This is a genomic window from Enterococcus sp. BSD2780061688st2 D3 (assembly GCF_005844145.1).
GTDB lineage: Bacteria > Bacillota > Bacilli > Lactobacillales > Enterococcaceae > Enterococcus_B > Enterococcus_B durans.
In genome coordinates, this window is sequence record NZ_SPHN01000008.1 from 47981 (window position 1) to 65698 (window position 17718).

At 37.0% G+C, this 17718-nt stretch carries 34 protein-coding genes; all 34 read right to left on the minus strand.

What is annotated here, in order from left to right; all coding sequences use genetic code 11:
- Positions 1-2 precede the first annotated feature (2 nt).
- The 34 genes from FGQ66_RS07970 to FGQ66_RS08125 all read right to left on the minus strand — a co-directional run bounded on the left by FGQ66_RS07970 (position 3) and on the right by FGQ66_RS08125 (position 17667).
- Positions 3-452, minus strand: coding sequence for a hypothetical protein (locus FGQ66_RS07970; protein WP_138302135.1), 450 nt, complete (start codon positions 450-452; stop codon positions 3-5).
- Positions 453-492: 40 nt separating this feature from the next.
- Positions 493-852 carry a fibronectin type III domain-containing protein gene (locus FGQ66_RS07975; protein ID WP_002331695.1) on the minus strand — a complete coding sequence of 120 codons (360 nt, stop codon included), beginning with the start codon at positions 850-852 and terminating at the stop codon, positions 493-495.
- Positions 833-1291: a phage tail tube protein gene (locus tag FGQ66_RS07980; protein ID WP_002309120.1), complete on the minus strand. Its 459-nt coding sequence runs from the start codon at positions 1289-1291 to the stop codon at positions 833-835. Before FGQ66_RS07980 ends, FGQ66_RS07975 begins: the two co-directional genes overlap by 20 nt.
- Entirely contained in the window at positions 1288-1689 is a 402-nt protein-coding gene (locus tag FGQ66_RS07985) for a minor capsid protein (RefSeq protein WP_002309118.1), read from the minus strand. The genes FGQ66_RS07980 and FGQ66_RS07985 overlap by 4 nt, the downstream gene beginning before the upstream one ends.
- A complete protein-coding gene (locus FGQ66_RS07990) occupies positions 1689-2015 on the minus strand; it encodes a minor capsid protein (protein WP_002330827.1) in 327 nt (108 codons plus the stop codon). The genes FGQ66_RS07985 and FGQ66_RS07990 overlap by 1 nt, the downstream gene beginning before the upstream one ends.
- Positions 2015-2356, minus strand: a complete 342-nt coding sequence (locus FGQ66_RS07995; protein WP_002309116.1) for a putative minor capsid protein — start codon at positions 2354-2356, stop codon at positions 2015-2017. The genes FGQ66_RS07990 and FGQ66_RS07995 overlap by 1 nt, the downstream gene beginning before the upstream one ends.
- The gene (locus tag FGQ66_RS08000) at positions 2350-2754 is read right to left on the minus strand and encodes a head-tail connector protein (protein WP_002309115.1); all 405 of its coding nucleotides are present in this window, start codon (positions 2752-2754) and stop codon (positions 2350-2352) included. The genes FGQ66_RS07995 and FGQ66_RS08000 overlap by 7 nt, the downstream gene beginning before the upstream one ends.
- A 32-nt stretch (positions 2755-2786) precedes the next feature.
- Positions 2787-3035 (minus strand): Ig-like domain-containing protein, encoded by a 249-nt coding sequence (locus FGQ66_RS08005; RefSeq protein ID WP_002309114.1) that lies wholly within the window; start codon positions 3033-3035, stop codon positions 2787-2789.
- Positions 3036-3052: 17 nt separating this feature from the next.
- On the minus strand, positions 3053-3913 hold the full coding sequence (locus FGQ66_RS08010; protein ID WP_002309113.1) for a hypothetical protein: 861 nt from the start codon (positions 3911-3913) through the stop codon (positions 3053-3055).
- A gap of 2 nt (positions 3914-3915) precedes the next feature.
- A complete protein-coding gene (locus tag FGQ66_RS08015) occupies positions 3916-4485 on the minus strand; it encodes a phage scaffolding protein (RefSeq protein WP_138302136.1) in 570 nt (189 codons plus the stop codon).
- A 110-nt stretch (positions 4486-4595) separates the two neighbouring features.
- Positions 4596-5759, minus strand: a complete 1164-nt coding sequence (locus FGQ66_RS08020; RefSeq protein ID WP_123861009.1) for a phage minor capsid protein — start codon at positions 5757-5759, stop codon at positions 4596-4598.
- Positions 5759-7258, minus strand: a complete 1500-nt coding sequence (locus FGQ66_RS08025) for a phage portal protein (protein WP_138302137.1) — start codon at positions 7256-7258, stop codon at positions 5759-5761. Before FGQ66_RS08025 ends, FGQ66_RS08020 begins: the two co-directional genes overlap by 1 nt.
- 15 nt (positions 7259-7273) lie before the next feature.
- On the minus strand, positions 7274-8563 hold the full coding sequence (locus FGQ66_RS08030; RefSeq protein ID WP_002324918.1) for a PBSX family phage terminase large subunit: 1290 nt from the start codon (positions 8561-8563) through the stop codon (positions 7274-7276).
- Positions 8547-9164, minus strand: coding sequence for a terminase small subunit (locus FGQ66_RS08035; RefSeq protein ID WP_002309108.1), 618 nt, complete (start codon positions 9162-9164; stop codon positions 8547-8549). The genes FGQ66_RS08030 and FGQ66_RS08035 overlap by 17 nt, the downstream gene beginning before the upstream one ends.
- 30 nt (positions 9165-9194) lie before the next feature.
- A complete protein-coding gene (locus FGQ66_RS08040; protein ID WP_002326224.1) occupies positions 9195-9419 on the minus strand; it encodes a hypothetical protein in 225 nt (74 codons plus the stop codon).
- 253 nt (positions 9420-9672) lie between these two features.
- Positions 9673-10260: a positive control factor gene (locus tag FGQ66_RS08045; protein ID WP_138302138.1), complete on the minus strand. Its 588-nt coding sequence runs from the start codon at positions 10258-10260 to the stop codon at positions 9673-9675.
- A gap of 102 nt (positions 10261-10362) precedes the next feature.
- Entirely contained in the window at positions 10363-10542 is a 180-nt protein-coding gene (locus FGQ66_RS08050; protein ID WP_002318683.1) for an XtrA/YqaO family protein, read from the minus strand.
- Between the two features lie 66 nt (positions 10543-10608).
- Positions 10609-10905 (minus strand): hypothetical protein, encoded by a 297-nt coding sequence (locus tag FGQ66_RS08055; protein ID WP_138302139.1) that lies wholly within the window; start codon positions 10903-10905, stop codon positions 10609-10611.
- Positions 10905-11111, minus strand: a complete 207-nt coding sequence (locus FGQ66_RS08060; RefSeq protein ID WP_045136044.1) for a hypothetical protein — start codon at positions 11109-11111, stop codon at positions 10905-10907. Before FGQ66_RS08060 ends, FGQ66_RS08055 begins: the two co-directional genes overlap by 1 nt.
- Positions 11108-11311: a toxin PIN gene (locus FGQ66_RS08065; protein ID WP_138302140.1), complete on the minus strand. Its 204-nt coding sequence runs from the start codon at positions 11309-11311 to the stop codon at positions 11108-11110. Before FGQ66_RS08065 ends, FGQ66_RS08060 begins: the two co-directional genes overlap by 4 nt.
- Positions 11308-11484 carry a hypothetical protein gene (locus FGQ66_RS15175; protein WP_157846117.1) on the minus strand — a complete coding sequence of 59 codons (177 nt, stop codon included), beginning with the start codon at positions 11482-11484 and terminating at the stop codon, positions 11308-11310. Before FGQ66_RS15175 ends, FGQ66_RS08065 begins: the two co-directional genes overlap by 4 nt.
- Positions 11481-12002 carry a DUF1642 domain-containing protein gene (locus FGQ66_RS08070; protein ID WP_138302141.1) on the minus strand — a complete coding sequence of 174 codons (522 nt, stop codon included), beginning with the start codon at positions 12000-12002 and terminating at the stop codon, positions 11481-11483. The genes FGQ66_RS15175 and FGQ66_RS08070 overlap by 4 nt, the downstream gene beginning before the upstream one ends.
- A complete protein-coding gene (locus FGQ66_RS08075; RefSeq protein WP_138302142.1) occupies positions 11999-12388 on the minus strand; it encodes a YopX family phage-derived protein in 390 nt (129 codons plus the stop codon). Before FGQ66_RS08075 ends, FGQ66_RS08070 begins: the two co-directional genes overlap by 4 nt.
- Positions 12385-12630 (minus strand): hypothetical protein, encoded by a 246-nt coding sequence (locus FGQ66_RS08080; protein WP_002319842.1) that lies wholly within the window; start codon positions 12628-12630, stop codon positions 12385-12387. The genes FGQ66_RS08075 and FGQ66_RS08080 overlap by 4 nt, the downstream gene beginning before the upstream one ends.
- The gene (locus FGQ66_RS08085; protein WP_104889539.1) at positions 12627-12938 is read right to left on the minus strand and encodes a MazG-like family protein; all 312 of its coding nucleotides are present in this window, start codon (positions 12936-12938) and stop codon (positions 12627-12629) included. Before FGQ66_RS08085 ends, FGQ66_RS08080 begins: the two co-directional genes overlap by 4 nt.
- Entirely contained in the window at positions 12926-13237 is a 312-nt protein-coding gene (locus FGQ66_RS08090) for a hypothetical protein (RefSeq protein WP_138302143.1), read from the minus strand. The genes FGQ66_RS08085 and FGQ66_RS08090 overlap by 13 nt, the downstream gene beginning before the upstream one ends.
- A gap of 2 nt (positions 13238-13239) precedes the next feature.
- On the minus strand, positions 13240-13401 hold the full coding sequence (locus tag FGQ66_RS08095) for a hypothetical protein (protein WP_002319167.1): 162 nt from the start codon (positions 13399-13401) through the stop codon (positions 13240-13242).
- A 14-nt stretch (positions 13402-13415) separates the two neighbouring features.
- Positions 13416-13781 carry a DUF1064 domain-containing protein gene (locus FGQ66_RS08100; RefSeq protein ID WP_138302144.1) on the minus strand — a complete coding sequence of 122 codons (366 nt, stop codon included), beginning with the start codon at positions 13779-13781 and terminating at the stop codon, positions 13416-13418.
- Entirely contained in the window at positions 13778-14683 is a 906-nt protein-coding gene (locus FGQ66_RS08105) for a DnaD domain-containing protein (RefSeq protein ID WP_138302145.1), read from the minus strand. The genes FGQ66_RS08100 and FGQ66_RS08105 overlap by 4 nt, the downstream gene beginning before the upstream one ends.
- A gap of 48 nt (positions 14684-14731) precedes the next feature.
- Positions 14732-15670, minus strand: coding sequence for a recombinase RecT (locus FGQ66_RS08110; protein ID WP_138302146.1), 939 nt, complete (start codon positions 15668-15670; stop codon positions 14732-14734).
- Position 15671: 1 nt separating this feature from the next.
- Positions 15672-16613, minus strand: coding sequence for a YqaJ viral recombinase family nuclease (locus FGQ66_RS08115; RefSeq protein WP_138302147.1), 942 nt, complete (start codon positions 16611-16613; stop codon positions 15672-15674).
- A 136-nt stretch (positions 16614-16749) separates the two neighbouring features.
- The gene (locus tag FGQ66_RS15180) at positions 16750-16905 is read right to left on the minus strand and encodes a hypothetical protein (RefSeq protein WP_171024585.1); all 156 of its coding nucleotides are present in this window, start codon (positions 16903-16905) and stop codon (positions 16750-16752) included.
- A 3-nt stretch (positions 16906-16908) separates the two neighbouring features.
- Positions 16909-17124: a helix-turn-helix domain-containing protein gene (locus FGQ66_RS08120; RefSeq protein ID WP_138302148.1), complete on the minus strand. Its 216-nt coding sequence runs from the start codon at positions 17122-17124 to the stop codon at positions 16909-16911.
- Between the two features lie 6 nt (positions 17125-17130).
- Positions 17131-17667 carry a hypothetical protein gene (locus FGQ66_RS08125; protein WP_138302149.1) on the minus strand — a complete coding sequence of 179 codons (537 nt, stop codon included), beginning with the start codon at positions 17665-17667 and terminating at the stop codon, positions 17131-17133.
- Between the last annotated feature and the right edge of the window lie 51 nt (positions 17668-17718).

The following is a 17718-nucleotide window of genomic DNA, read 5'->3' on the forward strand; positions in this document are numbered from 1 at the left end:
ACCTACTTCTTTTTCTTATTTTTCAATGCTTTCTTTTTCAATAAATCAGCTTTCTTCTTAGAAAGAGTATCTTTACGTTTCAAAGCTTCTTTTTCAATTGCTTCCGCAACTTCAAAAGAAATCGGATCAAACAAGTCTATTAATTGCTCAACATCACGATAAACAGAATAAATTTTTTCAAATGATCCTTTACCAAGCAACGAATCATATTCTGCTTTAGCTAAACTTTTTGTTAGATCAATAATCTTAATAGCATCTTCCTTTTCTGGTTGTTCGATATTCTTGATTTGTTTAAGTTGTTGTTTGAGTTCCTTAACCTGTTCCTCAAATTCAGCTTGAATATCAAAAAAACGTGTCAGTTCTTCTGGAGTAGTACCGAAAAAGAACTCTACTTCTCCAATATTGATAGGAAAACCTTTTTTCTCTATTTGAAATGATAATTTGTTAGTCATGTTATCCTCCTAAAAAAGCTGCCCAGACGGACAGCTCGACTTATTTTTTGATTAATACTACTGGTCTGGACCAAGCAGAACCTAAGAATTCACCATCTTGCAGATAGCGTGCTTTCTCGATATCATTAGCCCCTTGGCCAACCTCGTTGTAAGTTTGGATGTAGAAACGGATTTCATCGCCAGCTTCTAGATGTGGCATATCTGCTGCTGATAACGTCCAAGAATTTGTTTCCGTATATCCCATTTTGTTGGCGTCGTGCGGATCTGTTTGATTTGCATCGGTATAGTGTGGAATATAAGATTTTGCTTTGGGCACTGCATCCCAAGAAAGAGAAACTGACCCATCAACATTCAAAACCCCAGTTACGTTCTGGGGTGCATTAGTGTGTAACAGGAACATCTTCTGCTTCTGGTGTGCTATCAAATGCGATACCGCATGAGAAATCACCGTATGCAGTAGCATCGCCGACCTGAGCAACTGGCTCTGTTACTGTTGCTTTACCAATACGTTGTTTTTTACCAGATGCAGACACTACTTTGAACCACACTTTCCGAGCATCTCCTGATTTTCCAATCATGCCCTCAATAGCCGCCATCGCAGCATCATCTTCATCGTATAAGCCTGTAAATGAATAACCTAACTGATGAGAAGTAACGTCTGTCTCCCCTTCGCCGTTCCCATCATAGTAGCCAGTAGTTTCAGATTCTTCGTTCGAATTATCATCAACGTTGGAAATCCACTTTGCTAACTCCAACCAACCGTCTTCGCTTGGTGTATCAGCATTAGTAGTTGTAATTAATTGAATAAAATAGCTTTGTAAGGCATTTTTGCGTCTCATTTATTTTCCCCCTCAAATGTGGTTAATTTTGTTTGAAAATCTAATAAAAAAACGAACCAACCTTGTTCATCAGCATCATTGATGAAAGGTTTGCTCGTTATAGTTAAATTGTTAAATTCAAAAGATCCATCAGAGCTAGCAACGTCTGACACACGCTCTAACGAATCAGAGATAAGCCAAAGCGTTTGCTCAATTCTATGACCATCTTTTGACTTCATCGCAATTTCAAAATTTAGTTGTATATCTTTAATACCGTCATAGTATTCCACAAGATTTTGCCCGCCTGGTAATGGGTAAATTACTAAGCTTTCGTCTGCAGAAAGATAGCCTTTTTTCATTTTTAACGGCAGTTCTGGAATACTATTAATCTTATCTTTTATCCGATCGATAAAATCCATTATTGGATACCAGCTCCTTTCAGATACGCTTTTTTCCAAGAAGGCATATACAGTGATTTTGCTTTAAGATCCCATCTTGGACCTGTTCCTGGAGTAGTATATTTTTTTCCATTTAGATAGAACTGTCTCCTTGCGTATTTCGTTTCATACAGAATAGCGCTGCCGTCACTTTTGATATGCGCACTTTGGCGAAGGATATTATTCTTTTTAGGTACAAATGAGTTCATGTCAGCCATTGCTTGGTTGGCTAATGCGTATCTTCCTCGCTTCATAGCCTGTGGGCTGACTTTAGCTCTAACTCCATCAAGATTAACTTTAATACTCATCAAATCACCTCTAATTCGTATGAATAGATAGCATCTGAATACGCTTCTATAATTGTATCGATCTTAGTGATGACATGTTCTTTACCATCATAAATAACTAATGATTGTTCTTTAAAATTCGGTAAAGGGGTAGTTAAAGTCTTATAACAAAAAATTACTGCACTATAGAGCAACTGCTTGCCACTTGGTGAAAAAGAATACTGACTTCCTCGGTCAATCCGACAATTTTCGATAGTTACATAATCTCCATAAATAGGTTGGTTATAGTCTCCTTCTCCTAAATATTCTCGATAAATAAAAGAATCCACTAGAAATTGTACTGGAGGTTTAGGCATTACCATGATAGTACACCTCGATATAACAAACCCGTTCCTTCTAAATAAATATAGATATCCTCGGCAACAAGTGATTTACTCTCATTTTTTCCTGAAGGATTATATCTACTAGAGTTTGAGATACTTGTTCTACCAGCAGAAAAGCTTTGTGGTGTATTATTGATACTTTCATAAGTATCTGCTCCAACTTCATCGAAATATATAATTTGTGAACATAAAGCTAGCTTAAATTGTTTTACACGAAAACCAATTGGATCTTCCTCAATTTTATTAAATTGATAAAAATAGTTAGTGATGCTATCTAGAACAGCAGTTGCTTTTGACAAATGCTTTTCGAAAGCAGCTTTAAAGTCATCTGTTTTCCCAGTAAGATCTTTGAATTCTTCAAATTCAATATAATGCATATAATATCCCTCCTTATTAAAAGAAGAGGGAACTATGCCCCTCCTCCTGCTTCTGTTACAGTAACTTCGCATGTCGCTGTTTTACCATTTACTGTTGTCGCAGTAATTGTAGCTGTTCCTTTGGCAACACCTGTGACTTTTCCTTGTACAGGAGTTACAGTAGCAATTGCTGTATTGCTAGAAGAAAACTGAACAGATTTATCAGCTGCATTTTCAGGCAAAACAGTTGCCGTTAATGTTTCAATTGCCCCTACTTCAAGCGTTAGTGTTGTTTTGTTCAACGTAACACTTGAAGGGGCTACGCTTTTGGGACGTAAGAAACATAGATGGCTTTTTTAGCGTTATCGAATACGATAGCATCATAGTAATCTAAACCTTTAATCGTATCTCGATAGCCGCTTCGATCTTGTGATGCCGGCACTGTGTCGACTGTACCAAACTTAACAATAGGTGCCACTGCAGTTAGCGGAACGATAATGAAGTTAAGTGTATCTTCAATAGTTATTCCGGAAAAACGATCTTTCGCTACTTTTAGAATAGGAACACCGCCATCAATCTGAGCTACTGTTCTGTCAATTCCATTAATAGACATTTGGTTTGTCGTGAATGTTTTGCTAACACCTTTGGCATTTTTTAATAAACGATAAGTAGCTGCCGATACAAACATTACGTAGCCACCAGGTACTTCATTGTCAGTCATATATTCTTCAGCGGCATCATATGCAGCTAGAATATTGTCTTCCGTTAAAGTTTCGTTCACTTTTTTACCTGCATTGTCATACATTACTTGAACAGCAACTTTATCACGATGAGGAACTGTAATTAGTCGTTTATGTTCTGTGACAATATTATTAATAGTCAACGCTGCGCTTTCGGACTGATCTAATTGATCTACATCATAACCGAACCAGTCTTCATGAGTAAGCTTGATTGTCTCTTTTTCAATACTAATTTGATTGCGTGCATTTTCTCCATTGCGTTTGTATTGTGTTGCATCCACGAATCCTGACATTTTGTTGATACGTACTTCGTTTGCTCCGACAAAGTCAGCTGCAGTGATACTTTTTGCACCTTGTGTTAAGACATCCCACACTTGGGAATCAGCTCTAAATTCTTTGTCAATGGTTGCTAAATCTTTTGAGTCTAATACTAAAGCCATATTTATTCACCTAATCTTTCTTGAATTTTTTGTACAATACTTTTACCACCCGCTGTAGAACCAGCAGGATTTCCAGGGGTAACAATCGTTGGTGTCAGCGGAGTTGGTTCAGGGTCTTTTGCTTCTTGAAATAAGAATGATTTACTTTCTTGAAGTCCTTTTAATTGTTCTTCAAAACCTTGTAATTTACCGTCGACAACTTTAATAGTGTCTTTATCTAGTTGACCAAGCACAATTTCTTCATCAAGCGCATTCGCTTCTTTCAAAGCTAACTTGATAGCGAAATCTTTCTGCTGCTCTGCAAGTTTTGTTTCAGAATCAGATTTGGCAGCATCAAATTTACTTTGTAAATCTGCAAGTTGTTGAGTCAGTCCCTCGTTACCTTTTGCAGCTTCTTTAAGTGCATCTAGTTCTGTTTGGTTAGAGTTAAGCTGTTCTTTGAACTGATCACGTTCTTGTTCTGCAGTAGCTACTTGAGCATTTAACTGCGTAACAGTTTTCCCATGTAAAGCCATAACTGATTTAGCAATTTCTTCGTCAATTCCTAAAGCGATAAGATCTTCTTTTTTCATTTTCTTTTCCTCCTAAGTGTTTTTAGAGTGGCAACTCCCACTGTGAGCCGTCTTTTAGAGACTTCCGAGCAGGTCTAGGCAAAATAAAAAAGCCTAATCGTTGATTAGACTTAGAAATCATCATAGTGAAAATCTTTCAGTAAGGTATTAATAGGTGTGTATACCTTCTCTCTTACGTAATTTCTACTCAAATACTCATTAGAATCAACTAGAGTACGCAATCGACTTTGTGCGGCTCTAATTCTCTTCGCCCACTCTTTTGCGTTTTCGTCTTGTCTGAGAGCTTCTGAGACCATTCTATTCTTTTTATATTTCACAATCTGACGTTCTAGGTAGCGTTGCTTCTTAGTTAACTCCGCAACCTTTTTATTTTCTTTTTCGTTGAATTTAGGTTGATTATTTGTATTGACACTAGGAATAAATGGGATATGCATATGTTGACAATTTACACCTCGGTGCCCGCCTGCAGTTTCATATTCTGCTTGCCAATATGGATCGTAAATACTTCTATATTTCCAATTGGGAGGTAATTCAGACATGGGTCGTAAGTCAACCACATGACCTTGAATCTTTGAACATGCTTGCCTTGCTCCCATATGGCTTGTGACTAGCACTGTGTGGACACTATACTCGCTCATGCGGTCTTTTCTTAATGTGTCATAGGCATTTGATAGGGTAGACTTTAAAACTGTTCTAACATACCGTTCTAGGCTCCATGTATGCCCTCCCTTATCAATAAAAGTAGACTTAATACCTTTTTGAGCCCATCCTTGAATCGTTCTTTCTAGTGCTTCATCGAATGTAAAAAGACCGCTGTTAAATGCAGCAGTCGTTTTGTTAATTATTTCTGTGTACATTTGAGCGGTAGCTGTTCCGTAGCCAAAATTGGTAGATAGTAACGTTTGATTCACATAATTGTTTATGTCAGACCATACTTGATCATGATAAGCTTTCATGACATTGTCTAGGTTCGATGGCAAAGTCTTAGGATCGTAAGGTAGTTGTTTGTTTAAGTCTCTGATTATCTTTTCTCCTGAGCTATCAAACATACTTTCAATTTCAGATTCAGCAATTCCTGTTATTTGAGAAATCACTTTTGCAGTTTCTTTATTAAATAGATGCAACTGTTGCAGTTTTTCTCTTTGCCAATCTAAAATATTATCGTGCCCACTATTCAATCGTTTGATGATAATACGTATTAATTCGCCTTCTAACGATTGATATAGATGAGCCATATTAGAAGACCATAAGTCTAACTGATGTGGAGAAACCATTATTCTTCACTTCCTAATTGTCCCTCAATTATGTTTTGCTCATGCTCTGAGTAATCCATATCAAGAGTTTCAGCCCTAATCTCATATACTATCCTTTTTGCTTCTTTTTCTGTAACTCCAGTAAGTTTTTGAATAGCAGTTAACTTAGATGTTAAGCCAGCTGTTACTAGTTTAGAGTAATAATCAGCCTTGGCATCTTGCGATTGGAAAACACCATCATCAAAGTCGATATTTATTCCTAATTCTTTGACAGGATTAAATAACTTGTATGCCTCAGCAAGTTCAAAAATCGTAGTGATCAATTCTTTCAACGCTTCTTCTACAATAAGAACATTATCTGACCGAGTAGAAAAAGTTTCAGAGTTTTCACTAATTATCTCAGTCGCTGTTTTAACAGACTGGCCATCAAAACTAAATGTTCCACTAGAAAAGCCTGTCTGGAGCTCAATAATTCGCAGAATGAAATTGATACTTGCTATAAATTCAGTTGATCGCAATGATGGAGCGAATTCATCAATAAAAGGTTCATCAGATTTAAGCTGCTGAAAAACAGATGTTTTACTGTCAAACCGCTTCACTGGTTTTCCATTGCTGTCATATTTAACTCTGAAAAAGTGATCAGATGCTAAAATTTTCCTTCTAGCTTCTTCTATTTCCCACATAAACTCATCGTATTTTTCATTGATATCTGCCAATTGTCGCTTAGCGTTGTCGATCACACCCAAACTTAGTGGGCTATCTAAATTAATATTATTTTTACCCGCTAGCTTTATATACACAAAAAGAGGACGACTAAAACCATCTAAGATTGTCTCCTCCTGCAGATTTTTGTACTTTTCTAAAGAGTTGAGAGGAATCCTCACACCAACTTGCTTTTGTTCTTCAGATCGATACAATTCGTTTCTGATGCGGTACTTTCCGTCAACCCATTCATGAAATTCTAGCAAAGTATAATAGATTGTCTTTTGTCCCTCGGCTTGCTGAGTTACAGTAGCGATAGCTGCTTCTGAAATATCATTGGTATTGGATTGTAGAGGGAAAAATGTATCAGCTCGACAAAATGAGATTTTGATTTTACCTGAATTAGTATCTACGTAAGGCCTCAAAGCTAAACCGCCAATGGCATAACCAGCCTCTAGCTCTTCTCCGAAGTTTTTCCTGAATTTATTGTCAGCAAATACCAACTGCAAAAATTCATCAGCTTTTTCATCATCCAAACTGATGTTGCATCCATCGTTGAATACTAGCTTAGATAACTTTCTGGACACTACTTTGGATACGTTCAACGAGTGAAAAGGACGCGTCTGCCTATAACCATCACTATTGATATATTCTATGTCCCCATAAACGTTTCTATAAATTTCTTTATTGTTCCTTATTCGACTTAATTCGCTATCACTCATAGCAATCTTTGGATGATCTGTGATACTATTCAACGTTTCAACCATTCCTATTTTTGCACCTCCAATCCTAAACAAAGCTTTTAATTTATCGAACATTCGTCCACCTCTTTTCTAGGCGATGTAAGTTTTGTAGAAATAATTGTTTCCATATCTCGCTTCATCGAGAGCGTGATTATATTTATCAATCGGTAATCCATTGTCATTTCTTACGTACATAGATATTTCTTTTTCAAAATTGTAGTGATCATATTCTTCGCCGTTTTCCAAGATGATGAATTGTCCACTAGTCATCGTATTTTGGAGACGTTCAATGCCGACTTCGATTTTCAATCCATTACTCGAAACTTTGTCAGAACTATTATTATCAGCTTTATCAGTCTCAATACCAATTAAATCCAGTTCTGTTCTTAGTGTTTTACATGCTGGATCGACAAAGAACCAGTTCCATCGAGGAAGATGTTTCCATTTTGTATAGCACCACTCGACAAACTTTTTGATTTCTTTAGCGTATATAGACATCGCCTTGGTTTCTCCAGTCTCAGTTCCGCTATGATAGTAGTTAGCTAAACGATACAAATAAAACTTTCCTTCGTGATGAGTAACCACCCAAAAAGCACAAGTCGTAGCATCAGCTTGCCCACCATCTGCAGTAAAAAAAGTTTCAATTATATTCCCCTTTATCTCGGTAGCTTTGTTGTTCTTGCCAAACATAGCATAGATAACACCTTGCGGTAATACTCGATGTCCGTACCAGTCACGTTCTAGAAGATATTCACTACTAGAAAGCTCATCAAAAAGTTCTTTCTTTCGCTCCTCACTTAAAATTGGATTGTCGTTCGGTGTCCAATGACGAAATAAAAAACGTCCTGACTTCTCAAAACGTTCAAGCAATTCAATATTAGGATGGTTTGGCGCTGGTGGGTTCTGTTCTCCTAAGTGGTAACGCCATTCAGCGGCAAATGTCCGTCTAAAGCATTCATTGATAAAGTCTTTGTGCAATAGATTAAATTCGAGAAATGTCACCGTTCCTAAAGACATACCCGTGATAGCCCCAACAGAGTTTATCTTCCCTCCGCCTTTATAATAAATTTTCTTTTCACCGTTTGGAGCATATAACAACAGATGATCACCATGTTCATCGTGTCGTATATCGGAACAACCATCAAATATATGAACCAAGCCTAATCCATCTCCATCCATAAACATTCTATAAGCTTGTTCCTGGTTATAAGCAGTTACAAGATGGTTTTGATCAGGGGATCTCAAATAAAAATCAGCCATTTTAAAAATATCGGAAGTTGTCTTCCCACTACGAGGTGTTCCTTCATTCAATTCAAAAGTAATCCCTTGAACCACTTGATTAATATTACTAATCTGTTTCGGGCTAAACTTCAGTTCCATTACTTCCATCACCTCCAGATTTAACATCTAAGAGAGCTTGAAGCAGATTATTGACTTTTCCTCCAGCAGTTAACTTATCTGCTTTATTTTCAATTATTTTTGCTTCAGCAATTGCCTTTCTAACCTGAGCCTTAGATAGTTTGTCTGAACCATTAACGTGATTATAAAGCAACTCAAGAGCTTTAAGTTTAGGATGAAACTTCACTTCTAAAGATGAATCTATAACTTCTTCTCCATCGCCAATCGGTCGTAAAGTTCGATTACTTTTTATAGCTTGAATTACACTCGTATCTAAATTATCACTTGAAAGCATGGTTATATTTCCATCTTGATCCCAAGTCATATATTCTCCGATGTCCGAAAAAGCAATTTTAGCTATTTCTTGGATCACACGATCAGCAGTTATTTCTGTTCTACGACTTCTTTCATTCATTAATTCAGAAATACGAGTTTGAATTTCAACATTTTTCAACAACCGTTGTCCTTGAGAATATGCAGTTTTGCTGGAATATCCGGCTCGAATGGCCGCTTGCGTTGCATTAAGATCAATTAGATATTCTTTTGCAAATTGTTCTTGTTTATTATTTTTTAGTTCAACCATTCTCACCACCTCTCAGTTTCTTGATTGTACTTAAATATACTTTGAAAGATTTTCCTTTATGTGTTTATCTGAATAGAAACCATGACCGCAATAGACTAAACGGCATGCATCAATTTCATTCGGTTCGGCTTCTCTGATCATCTCTATAACAGAATATTTGCTTTTCATTTGAACAGATTGAACAACTCTTTTATCACGACAATCTTTGCATCTTGGATAATCGTTGATCAATGACACATACCAGTAGTTCCTCATCAGCTTGCCTCCCTATAATATGTATGAAATAGCCAGTGACAACAAATAGATAATAAGAACGTTTTAGGAGGAGTTGAGTTCACATCCTTTTTATTTATGTTGGTTGCCACTGACTATCGTTAAAGAAGAAGCATCGAAAACGATGCATGATTTATTTTTGAAGAACAATTATTCGGAATAAAAGAATGAATTAACTTGTGAGTGTCTAATCTAATAATTGACTTCACTTATAGGTGGGAATGGTTTACAAATTTTAGCTAATCTCAAAAAGGTTGATTTGGTGTCCATATTCAAAATAATTATCGATTTTATTTTTTATCCTCTGAGACATGGATTTGACTGTTCCAACAGCTAAGTCCATTTTTTCAGCAGCTTCTCCATAAGTGCATAGATCTTTATTGATCAGATGGAATAATGTCAGTTCTTTATTAGACAATAAAGATTCTATCTCCGTCACTTGGAGCAACATCTCTTTTTTCTTCGGAGAAATCGTCTCTTCTGCTGGCTTTTCTACTTCCTGTAAATAAACTTGATAGCTCATAACATCTATATCTGCCAGTTTAACGGCTCTTCTATGCTTTGGTATCTTCTTGGCTTGCTCATCATCGAAAGGCTTCTCTCTGCCTGTTTCTAGCCAGAATAATGCATATTCTGTAGTAGAGATAGCTTCTGCTATTACTTTTTGATCTGCTATATCTTGAGGAGAACGATCATCAATTAATTTATGTATCACTCTCCCATGTTCTTTGACAGGTGTGCGATATCGTTTATTTAAGATTTTTTGATGTTGCTTTTTCAACATTTTCAAGTCATTCTTGTATTCCTGAATTAAATCATTCATATAGATAGCCTCCTCAATAATTTCGCAAACAAAAAAGCGGACACAAATCAACAAGAAAGTTCTTGTCAACTTGTGTCCGCCAGTTTTCTGGTAGGACGATATTTAAAATAATTGTTTCACTTCTTCTTTAACTTGCTTGACTTTATTGCAATGGGATTCTATGACTATTGTTCCAAACGGAGGAAGCTTTACACTTTTCATTTGCCCGTTTGAAATGATGATTGCACAATGATCTCCTTGCATTTTTTCGATGTCACTTAACTCAATTCCTTTTAACTCCATAGCTGCCTCCTGTGATATAATAAACTTGTCGGATTTATTACATCAGTCGGAGCGATCCGGCTTTTTTTATTTGCCATTGATTAGTTCAATATCCACCAATCTCACCACTGCTAAATTCTCTTTACTTTTCGCTAACCACTTGTCACATTTCATCGTGTTTTCAATACGAATGATTGCTGAGTGATTATAGAGATGCTCTACATATCCACGAAACGGATAGATGAATCCTTCTGCTTCACAGCGAACCATGTCACCGACTTTGACTTTTGGTTTCTTACGTGTTTTAGGGTTCTTTGTCGGCATATCTAGCATTAAACCGCCGATGCCGTGACTACTAGCGTAAAATCCGTCTTTTAGTTTCATTACTCTACCCCCTCATGATCGACAGTGACCAGTTCATATACTTGCGTTAATCCACCAAGTCGTCGTGAAACTTGGTTAGCTTCTTCGAGATTATCAAACCATCTTGCGCTTTGGAGTATGTCTACAATGGATAATGTGTTAGCCCCTATAGAACGTTCATCACTTCTGTAAAATTGATTTCCAAACTTTACTACATAAATCTTCATTCTGTATCCTCCCATTTACGATCATCACTTAATATCGAAATTCCAAACTTACGAATAGCATCACTTGCATCAGCAACACACTGACTTGCCACTTTATATGCTTCTTCTACAGAAACTCCGTATTCTTTTTCAAAATTTACTTTTAACACATTCAGTTCTTGTTTTCTTAGTTTTGCTACTCTGCGGTGTCTGTTGTTCATTCTGAGTCACCTTGACTTTTTATTAATAAATATTTTTTAATCAACTTTTCTTCCTCTTCAAAAAATTTATCCATCCATTTATTGATCATTCTTCTATAAAATTTCATCATGAAAAAAGAAATAACAATAGATGTTAACGTAGATACTAAAATGATTATTACCAATTCACTCATCCTTCCGCCACCTCTTCCACTGTTCCATTCACCAACAATGCTGCAGCATCCGCTGTTGCTTTATCAGTGAAAAGCAATCGATGAGATGGATTGCATTCAAAACTATAATTTACTCCATCTTTTCCCCATAAAGCACATTTAGTAAGATAGTTTCCATCGGCATTCTTTATTGCCCATAACGGCTCTTTCTCGACCTCGTAGTCCATCGACATGAACGCTCTAGCAAATTTGTTAGAATTGAATCCAATCTTCATCCACGATCTAAGCTCAGATCCAGCATCGTTTATAGCGTCGTATAGTGAATAGTGATATCCCGTCGTATGATCAAGCCATTTCACAACGAACTTTTCATCGTGGTTAAATACTTCTGTTTTTGGCTTCTGCGGTTCGTCTAGTTGTTTTGCCAATTTCAAAGATACCTTATAAGCTCCACGTCTTCCTTGGCTGTAATCATCTATTGCGTTCTCATAACGCTTTACATATTTAGCTAGTTCATTAATCAATTCCTGTTTATTCATCGCTGTTCCTCCAATAACTCGCTATTCTCGTAGATATTTCCGATGACTTCATATTCGTATCCCATCTTTTGGTGGCTGAATATTCTATATTCCATTCCACTAATTAATGATTTACAAACTAATCCAGAATGAAACTCGGATTCTTGTACAACCGTTTTTTCATTAACTAAATGATCAAAACCATTACTTACATTAACCAGTACTACATCCCCCTCAAATATCTCCACATCATTCTTATCTTTCAGTCCTGTGGATTGCATGAGCACATATTTATCTGGAGCCATTTCAGCATGAGTGATCAACCTTCCTGCTTGCCCATATTTCATTTCTTGTCCAATTGTTTTACCTTTAAATGGTGTGTACCACGATCGAAATCTCGGTATCATTCGCTGTCCTCCTCGTATTTTTCAATCAATTCCATTACTTTTTTCACTATTTCAAACTCAACAGCTTTTGATTCTTCGAAATCATGAACGATTTCTGGAAACAGTACATCATCAACTACCCACAAAATAATCTGGCGCTTTCCACCAAAATTTATAATTAGATGATCCGATTCCACAGATACTGTTGCTCCTGATTCGATATCATATAAATCCATGCTGAATTGAATGAGCTTTTTTATCATTTGCTGTCCTCCAAATCACTCGACTTCACGAATACACCATCTACCATTTTCCCTGTGCGTCCTTTGATTTCGTTGTATGCCATTTCTAAACACTCTTGTACGTTTGTCCCTTTTTGCATAGAAAGGATAATCAGCGTGACGATAACGTCTCCTACGCTATCTTTAAATAGCTCATCATTACTTCTTGCCATTGCTGAAGCGATTTCTCCGAATTCCTCAGCTACTTTCAAAAATTGTGCTTTTGGATCTGCCTGGTTTAATCCCTTATCTTTTGCCCACTGCTCTACTTTTGTGATTAGTTCGTCCATTTTTTCTCCTCCACATACTTAAATTGTCGTCCTTTAGAATCAATATCCATATTCTTCGCTCTATCCCAGATAATGTTTTTGCTCAGCCCAGTAATTTCAGATAACTGTTCAGCAGTACCTGTTACTAGAATTCGATCACCATGCCAGATTGCGATTTTTCTCGGCGTTCTCCGTTTGGACTTTTCAGTCCACATTGATTTACCGAGCTTTTGGACTTCTGCAACTATTTCTTTGTCTTCTTGCCAAGATTCTGACTTGGTTAATTCAGCAATTCGTTTTATTGCATCCTTCTTATCCACATTCATTCCTCCAATCTACGAATTTCCCTTCTTAAATTCTCTATGTGCAAATCGATTGCCTTTCTAGCCGTTTCATTGACCATCACTGCCTTTGTTCGTTCCAGATCGTCAATCTCACGCTGAAGGCTTCGAATACGCATTTGAATCACTTCTTCTGTTGTCATGATGGACCACCTCTTTAAAAACGCTCTTCATTGAACGTATTCCGATATTTTTTAGCTAATATCAACGGCACTTGATATTGATGACAGAACAACTTTGCCTTGATCTTAAAGTCTTTTGTCTGCATTCCTTTAACATCTACGACTTTGACAAGCTTGCCGTTTTTATAAAATGTAAAGTCAGGAATATACTCGATCTTGCGATACTTCTTTCCGTCTAGTTCAAATTTCGGCATCAGCTCAAATCTTTCCTGAAGTTTTACTTTCCAGCCGTTCGCCTGTGCTTGCCACAGTGCCAAATCGTAGTACTCTGCTTCTGCTTTTGAATCGAACTTGATACCACGATAGAGAGTTTTCTTATTGCCATATTTTGTTGTGATCAATTGCTTGCGCCTTCCTTCTCATCACTTGTCCGAGAAAAATAGGCTTCGAATCTAGCATCGATTTCCGCTTTTTTCTCAGGATCAATTTTTTGTTCTTTTTGAGGTTTATCAACCCAATCAGGCAATTTTTCTCGACGGACGTTTTTTTGATATTTCGGAGTGTAAGACTGTTTCTTCTTACGATTTTTATAGTCTTCTTGAGCTTTCAGAGCATCGTCCAATGTTTTGATATTTTGCTTATTCCACGATTCCAATATTGCCTCAACGTATTTTTTTAGACCGGGCATTTCAACGCTATTCTCAAATGCTAGTCTAAACGCAAACAGGATGATGTCTGATCCCCATTTTTTGATCATTGGGCCTAATGCACCTTGCAAAAGACCTGTTGGTGGTTTACCCCAACTGACCTGAATAAATTCGTACACGCCTAAGTCGTCTTCATCTTCTTTATTTGTATTGTCTTGTTTTGTATTGTTTATATAAGCTGAAGAATTTACTGTAGAATCTACTGAAGGATTTACTTCCCTATTTACTTTCGGATTTACTTTACTATTTACTGTAATATTTCCAGTAGTGGGATTTTCTACTGTATCAATTACTTTCTTTTTTGCTGTAAAATTTCCAGTTAAATCAGTAATAAGATAAATACCTGCTTTAGTGCGACCTCTCTTTTTATATTGAAGGAGTCCGTTTTGGATCAATTGATTACGATTGTTAATCAATGTTTTTTCAGACGTTTTAGTCATTGCTTGTAGCCTTGTATTAGCAATCGATAATTCGCTCTGCCATCCACTTTTGTTTGCTATAGCCATAAGCTTGTACCAAAGCAGTTGGGGACCAGCGCCAAGCTCGTTATATTCAAGCCAATTGTCAAAAGCATTAAGCTGTCCGATGTAATCCAATTGTGTTCCTCCTTTCCTTTTGATGTTAAAAGGGAGATAACTCCCTCGCTATTTGTTTAATGGTGGATTTGATGCATCGAACAGCGATTCTTGTGATTCATCTGCCTGAACTGATTCTGCATATTCTTCAAATGCTGTTGATCCATTGTCAGTATCTATTTCCACTTTTTCTGCTTCTTTTCTTTCAGGGATATCTTCTTCAACTTCTGTTTCAGAAATGAGGCTCCCATCTTCTTGAACTTTTTGAACTTTTTCGTCTGATGTAGTAGCTTCTTGCATTTCGACGGATAGAATTCCCCATTTAGAAAGGAGATTTCTAAGAACAGTTTTTCGAGCCATCGCATTATAATCCGATGCCCACACACCGCTTAATTTGGTTTTGTCACGATCTTTGCTGTTCGCGATACGATGAGCCTCTATTTCTTGCTTGGTCCAATAAACGGTTTTCTTAAAACCGTTTAGCAGTTCAAAGTAACCCACGTACCCAATAACTTCATCTGACTTCCGTCCGTTTGGATCAAAATCAAACTCTTCAGTAAGACGATTCCAACTCTTCAACTCGCCTTCATATACTTCAATGACATTCAACGCTTTGTATTTACCTGATCGTTGAGCCAACTGGATGTACCCTTTGTAGCCGAGTAAGAACTGAGCTTTCTTTTCCCATTTTCCTGTTTGCTTGTTTTTACTATTAAATGGAACAAGATAGGCATATCCAAGGTTCTTGTCTAACCCAAGATTTAATGTTGCAGCAGTCAGTGCGCCGCTCATGATGGACATCGGCTCACTGTCAGCAAGATAGCTATCATTTGATACCAGTGTCATCACATTCGACATAAAAGCATTAGCGTTATCGTGAAGCACCTCTTCAAACTTCTTTCTCATTGTTGGAGTATTCATCAAAGCTTTAAGTCCTAATTGGCCTGGTGCAACTTGTTTCTGTGGCTTTGCTGCCAATTGATTTTTTAACGATTCATTTGTTGCCATATTATTTGATCTCCTTTTCAGTTAGTCTTCTGGATTCAGTAACGTTATAAATCTCTTCGTCGCTGGCGATATCTGGATATTTCTCTGCTAGTTTCTTCGAGTTCATACGTCTCGTACGGACAAGTTTCCAACTGATGATGTATTTTTGAGTGATCCCGATACTAGCTTCACGTTTACCTAATTCACTGATGATCTTGTTGTCCACCTGTCGAATAGCTGATTCAATTTCTTTCTTAGTCCGTTTGAGTTCGTTTTTCTGTTCAACTAGTTCATCAAAACGAATTGGCAACGCCGTTTGAACGTCTTCAACATCTGCATACTTTTCTTTCAAGAAATCAGCTGTCGCTTGACTACCGTCAATAACTGGCTCGATGCCTCCAAGAACATTCGTTTCCCAAAACTCTACTAATTGTTCAGTGATTGTATCGATCAACTCTTGATCTCGTTCAATCCGCTTCCAGATAAATTTTTGACCACCGATTAAGACAGCGATGTAACTATAGTCTTTGTTTAGAACGTTCATGTAATGTTGAACTTGACAGAGATAACTAAGCGGTACCTCTTCGCCTTCCCATTCTTTACCGAGAAATTGATTGGCTGTTTTGCATTCCAGAATGGCATTTTCTCCCACTACGTCCCGATCAATATTCGCTCTTAGAAACGGATGCAGTGGATGTTCAAAGACTTGGTTTCTTCTGCGAACCTTTTTACCTGTCCGTTCTTGAAATTCTTTAGCAACAACTTCTTCTAAGATATTGCCCCAATAAGCTGGCTCGCTTGCTGTTTCTTCAAGTACGACTTGCCCTGTTTTTTCAAGCCATAATTGATAAGGTGATTTCCATTTGTTCAATCCTAAAATCGTTCCAACATCAGAACCACCAATACCTTTTTGACGATCCTCAAGCCATTCTTGATGGCTCATTTCTAAAATAGACTTACTCATCGTCTTCCTCCTCTTCGTGTGGTGTGCCCCATTCTGGAGTAGTTAAGTACTGATCTAATGCTTGTCCAAAATCGTTCATTGTTTTAGCCTTCCTTTCATGCTAAAATACAGATAAGATATTTTGTTATGTTGCCGATTAGCGATTGCCGTCGCTAGTCGGTCTTTTTACGTCTAAAAAGTTGATTACACACATTAATCCTGCAAAGACAAAACCAATTACTACGCTATAGTGAGACACCAAAACAAGTAACATTAAAATAAAACCTACAAACACAACGTCTGACATTTTCATTTTTCAGACCTCCTCAAACCATTTTTTTGCAACATTGAGATCAATAAGAACTACATTCCCCTTCTTTTTCGAAGGCAATGGATTTTCTTTTCTTTGAGTCCAACGAGTAACTGTTGCTGGAGATACCCTAAAATACCTAGAAATCTCAATAGCTCTTCTTAACTCTTCTTTTTGTACTGTGTGATTTCTCCTTACTGGTTCAAAAGATAAAATTTGCATTTTCTATCATCCTTTCATATATCCTTGTGCGATCCAGTACGACAGCCGTTGCTCACTAAGCTTTCGAATATCAATTCCAAGCATTTCACACAACGCACTTATTAGTGTTACTTCCACCATGATTTCATCTAAAAATTCATAAGCATATGCAATGATTTGTTGACGATCATCAACAGTTAAGTAATTCACTTGTTTGAGAAGAATCTTCTCAACTTCTTGTTTTTTCTGTTTGCGTTCATCTGATTCAATCATTTGCAACTTGTCTAAAGATGAAGGATCTCTCCTATAAACATCACCATCGATCGATTTGAATAAACCGAAAAATTCATGGATCACTTGAAGCGTAAAGTCGGTATCTCTAAAATAATCAGTTAACGCTTGGGCATTTTCTAACGTTACTGGTTTAGTGTTAAGTGGCGTTGTCCAGTCGCTTAACGATTGTTGCGATACTTTGATTTCTCCCGCTATTTCCTTTTTTGTTGCGCCATTCTTACGAATCGCTTCGGTTAACGATTTACGTATGACAGCTGATTGTTTTGCCATTTATTTCATCCCCTTTTTCTTATTCACTCCTATATCAATATGAATAAAATC

What these genes read in the sequence shown, in the direction of transcription:
- FGQ66_RS15180 (WP_171024585.1), bottom strand. Translation starts at nt 16,905, where the DNA reads ATGAAAATGTCAGACGTTGTGTTTGTAGGTTTTATTTTAATGTTACTT.
- FGQ66_RS08060 (WP_045136044.1), bottom strand. Translation starts at nt 11,111, where the DNA reads ATGAAGATTTATGTAGTAAAGTTTGGAAATCAATTTTACAGAAGTGAT.
- FGQ66_RS07995 (WP_002309116.1), bottom strand. Translation starts at nt 2,356, where the DNA reads ATGGTAATGCCTAAACCTCCAGTACAATTTCTAGTGGATTCTTTTATT.
- FGQ66_RS07980 (WP_002309120.1), bottom strand. Translation starts at nt 1,291, where the DNA reads ATGAGACGCAAAAATGCCTTACAAAGCTATTTTATTCAATTAATTACA.
- FGQ66_RS08110 (WP_138302146.1), bottom strand. Translation starts at nt 15,670, where the DNA reads ATGGCAACAAATGAATCGTTAAAAAATCAATTGGCAGCAAAGCCACAG.
- FGQ66_RS08065 (WP_138302140.1), bottom strand. Translation starts at nt 11,311, where the DNA reads ATGAACAACAGACACCGCAGAGTAGCAAAACTAAGAAAACAAGAACTG.
- FGQ66_RS08085 (WP_104889539.1), bottom strand. Translation starts at nt 12,938, where the DNA reads ATGGACGAACTAATCACAAAAGTAGAGCAGTGGGCAAAAGATAAGGGA.
- FGQ66_RS08045 (WP_138302138.1), bottom strand. Translation starts at nt 10,260, where the DNA reads ATGAATGATTTAATTCAGGAATACAAGAATGACTTGAAAATGTTGAAA.
- FGQ66_RS08125 (WP_138302149.1), bottom strand. Translation starts at nt 17,667, where the DNA reads ATGGCAAAACAATCAGCTGTCATACGTAAATCGTTAACCGAAGCGATT.
- FGQ66_RS08040 (WP_002326224.1), bottom strand. Translation starts at nt 9,419, where the DNA reads ATGAGGAACTACTGGTATGTGTCATTGATCAACGATTATCCAAGATGC.
- FGQ66_RS08095 (WP_002319167.1), bottom strand. Translation starts at nt 13,401, where the DNA reads ATGACAACAGAAGAAGTGATTCAAATGCGTATTCGAAGCCTTCAGCGT.
- FGQ66_RS08050 (WP_002318683.1), bottom strand. Translation starts at nt 10,542, where the DNA reads ATGGAGTTAAAAGGAATTGAGTTAAGTGACATCGAAAAAATGCAAGGA.
- FGQ66_RS07990 (WP_002330827.1), bottom strand. Translation starts at nt 2,015, where the DNA reads ATGAGTATTAAAGTTAATCTTGATGGAGTTAGAGCTAAAGTCAGCCCA.
- FGQ66_RS08055 (WP_138302139.1), bottom strand. Translation starts at nt 10,905, where the DNA reads ATGAAACTAAAAGACGGATTTTACGCTAGTAGTCACGGCATCGGCGGT.
- FGQ66_RS08010 (WP_002309113.1), bottom strand. Translation starts at nt 3,913, where the DNA reads ATGGCTTTAGTATTAGACTCAAAAGATTTAGCAACCATTGACAAAGAA.
- FGQ66_RS08070 (WP_138302141.1), bottom strand. Translation starts at nt 12,002, where the DNA reads ATGAATAAACAGGAATTGATTAATGAACTAGCTAAATATGTAAAGCGT.
- FGQ66_RS08115 (WP_138302147.1), bottom strand. Translation starts at nt 16,613, where the DNA reads ATGAGTAAGTCTATTTTAGAAATGAGCCATCAAGAATGGCTTGAGGAT.
- FGQ66_RS15175 (WP_157846117.1), bottom strand. Translation starts at nt 11,484, where the DNA reads ATGAGTGAATTGGTAATAATCATTTTAGTATCTACGTTAACATCTATT.
- FGQ66_RS08075 (WP_138302142.1), bottom strand. Translation starts at nt 12,388, where the DNA reads ATGATACCGAGATTTCGATCGTGGTACACACCATTTAAAGGTAAAACA.
- FGQ66_RS08035 (WP_002309108.1), bottom strand. Translation starts at nt 9,164, where the DNA reads ATGGTTGAACTAAAAAATAATAAACAAGAACAATTTGCAAAAGAATAT.
- FGQ66_RS08020 (WP_123861009.1), bottom strand. Translation starts at nt 5,759, where the DNA reads ATGGTTTCTCCACATCAGTTAGACTTATGGTCTTCTAATATGGCTCAT.
- FGQ66_RS08080 (WP_002319842.1), bottom strand. Translation starts at nt 12,630, where the DNA reads ATGATAAAAAAGCTCATTCAATTCAGCATGGATTTATATGATATCGAA.
- FGQ66_RS08015 (WP_138302136.1), bottom strand. Translation starts at nt 4,485, where the DNA reads ATGAAAAAAGAAGATCTTATCGCTTTAGGAATTGACGAAGAAATTGCT.
- FGQ66_RS08120 (WP_138302148.1), bottom strand. Translation starts at nt 17,124, where the DNA reads ATGCAAATTTTATCTTTTGAACCAGTAAGGAGAAATCACACAGTACAA.
- FGQ66_RS08000 (WP_002309115.1), bottom strand. Translation starts at nt 2,754, where the DNA reads ATGCATTATATTGAATTTGAAGAATTCAAAGATCTTACTGGGAAAACA.
- FGQ66_RS07985 (WP_002309118.1), bottom strand. Translation starts at nt 1,689, where the DNA reads ATGGATTTTATCGATCGGATAAAAGATAAGATTAATAGTATTCCAGAA.
- FGQ66_RS08025 (WP_138302137.1), bottom strand. Translation starts at nt 7,258, where the DNA reads ATGTTCGATAAATTAAAAGCTTTGTTTAGGATTGGAGGTGCAAAAATA.
- FGQ66_RS07970 (WP_138302135.1), bottom strand. Translation starts at nt 452, where the DNA reads ATGACTAACAAATTATCATTTCAAATAGAGAAAAAAGGTTTTCCTATC.
- FGQ66_RS08030 (WP_002324918.1), bottom strand. Translation starts at nt 8,563, where the DNA reads ATGGAACTGAAGTTTAGCCCGAAACAGATTAGTAATATTAATCAAGTG.
- FGQ66_RS07975 (WP_002331695.1), bottom strand. Translation starts at nt 852, where the DNA reads ATGTTCCTGTTACACACTAATGCACCCCAGAACGTAACTGGGGTTTTG.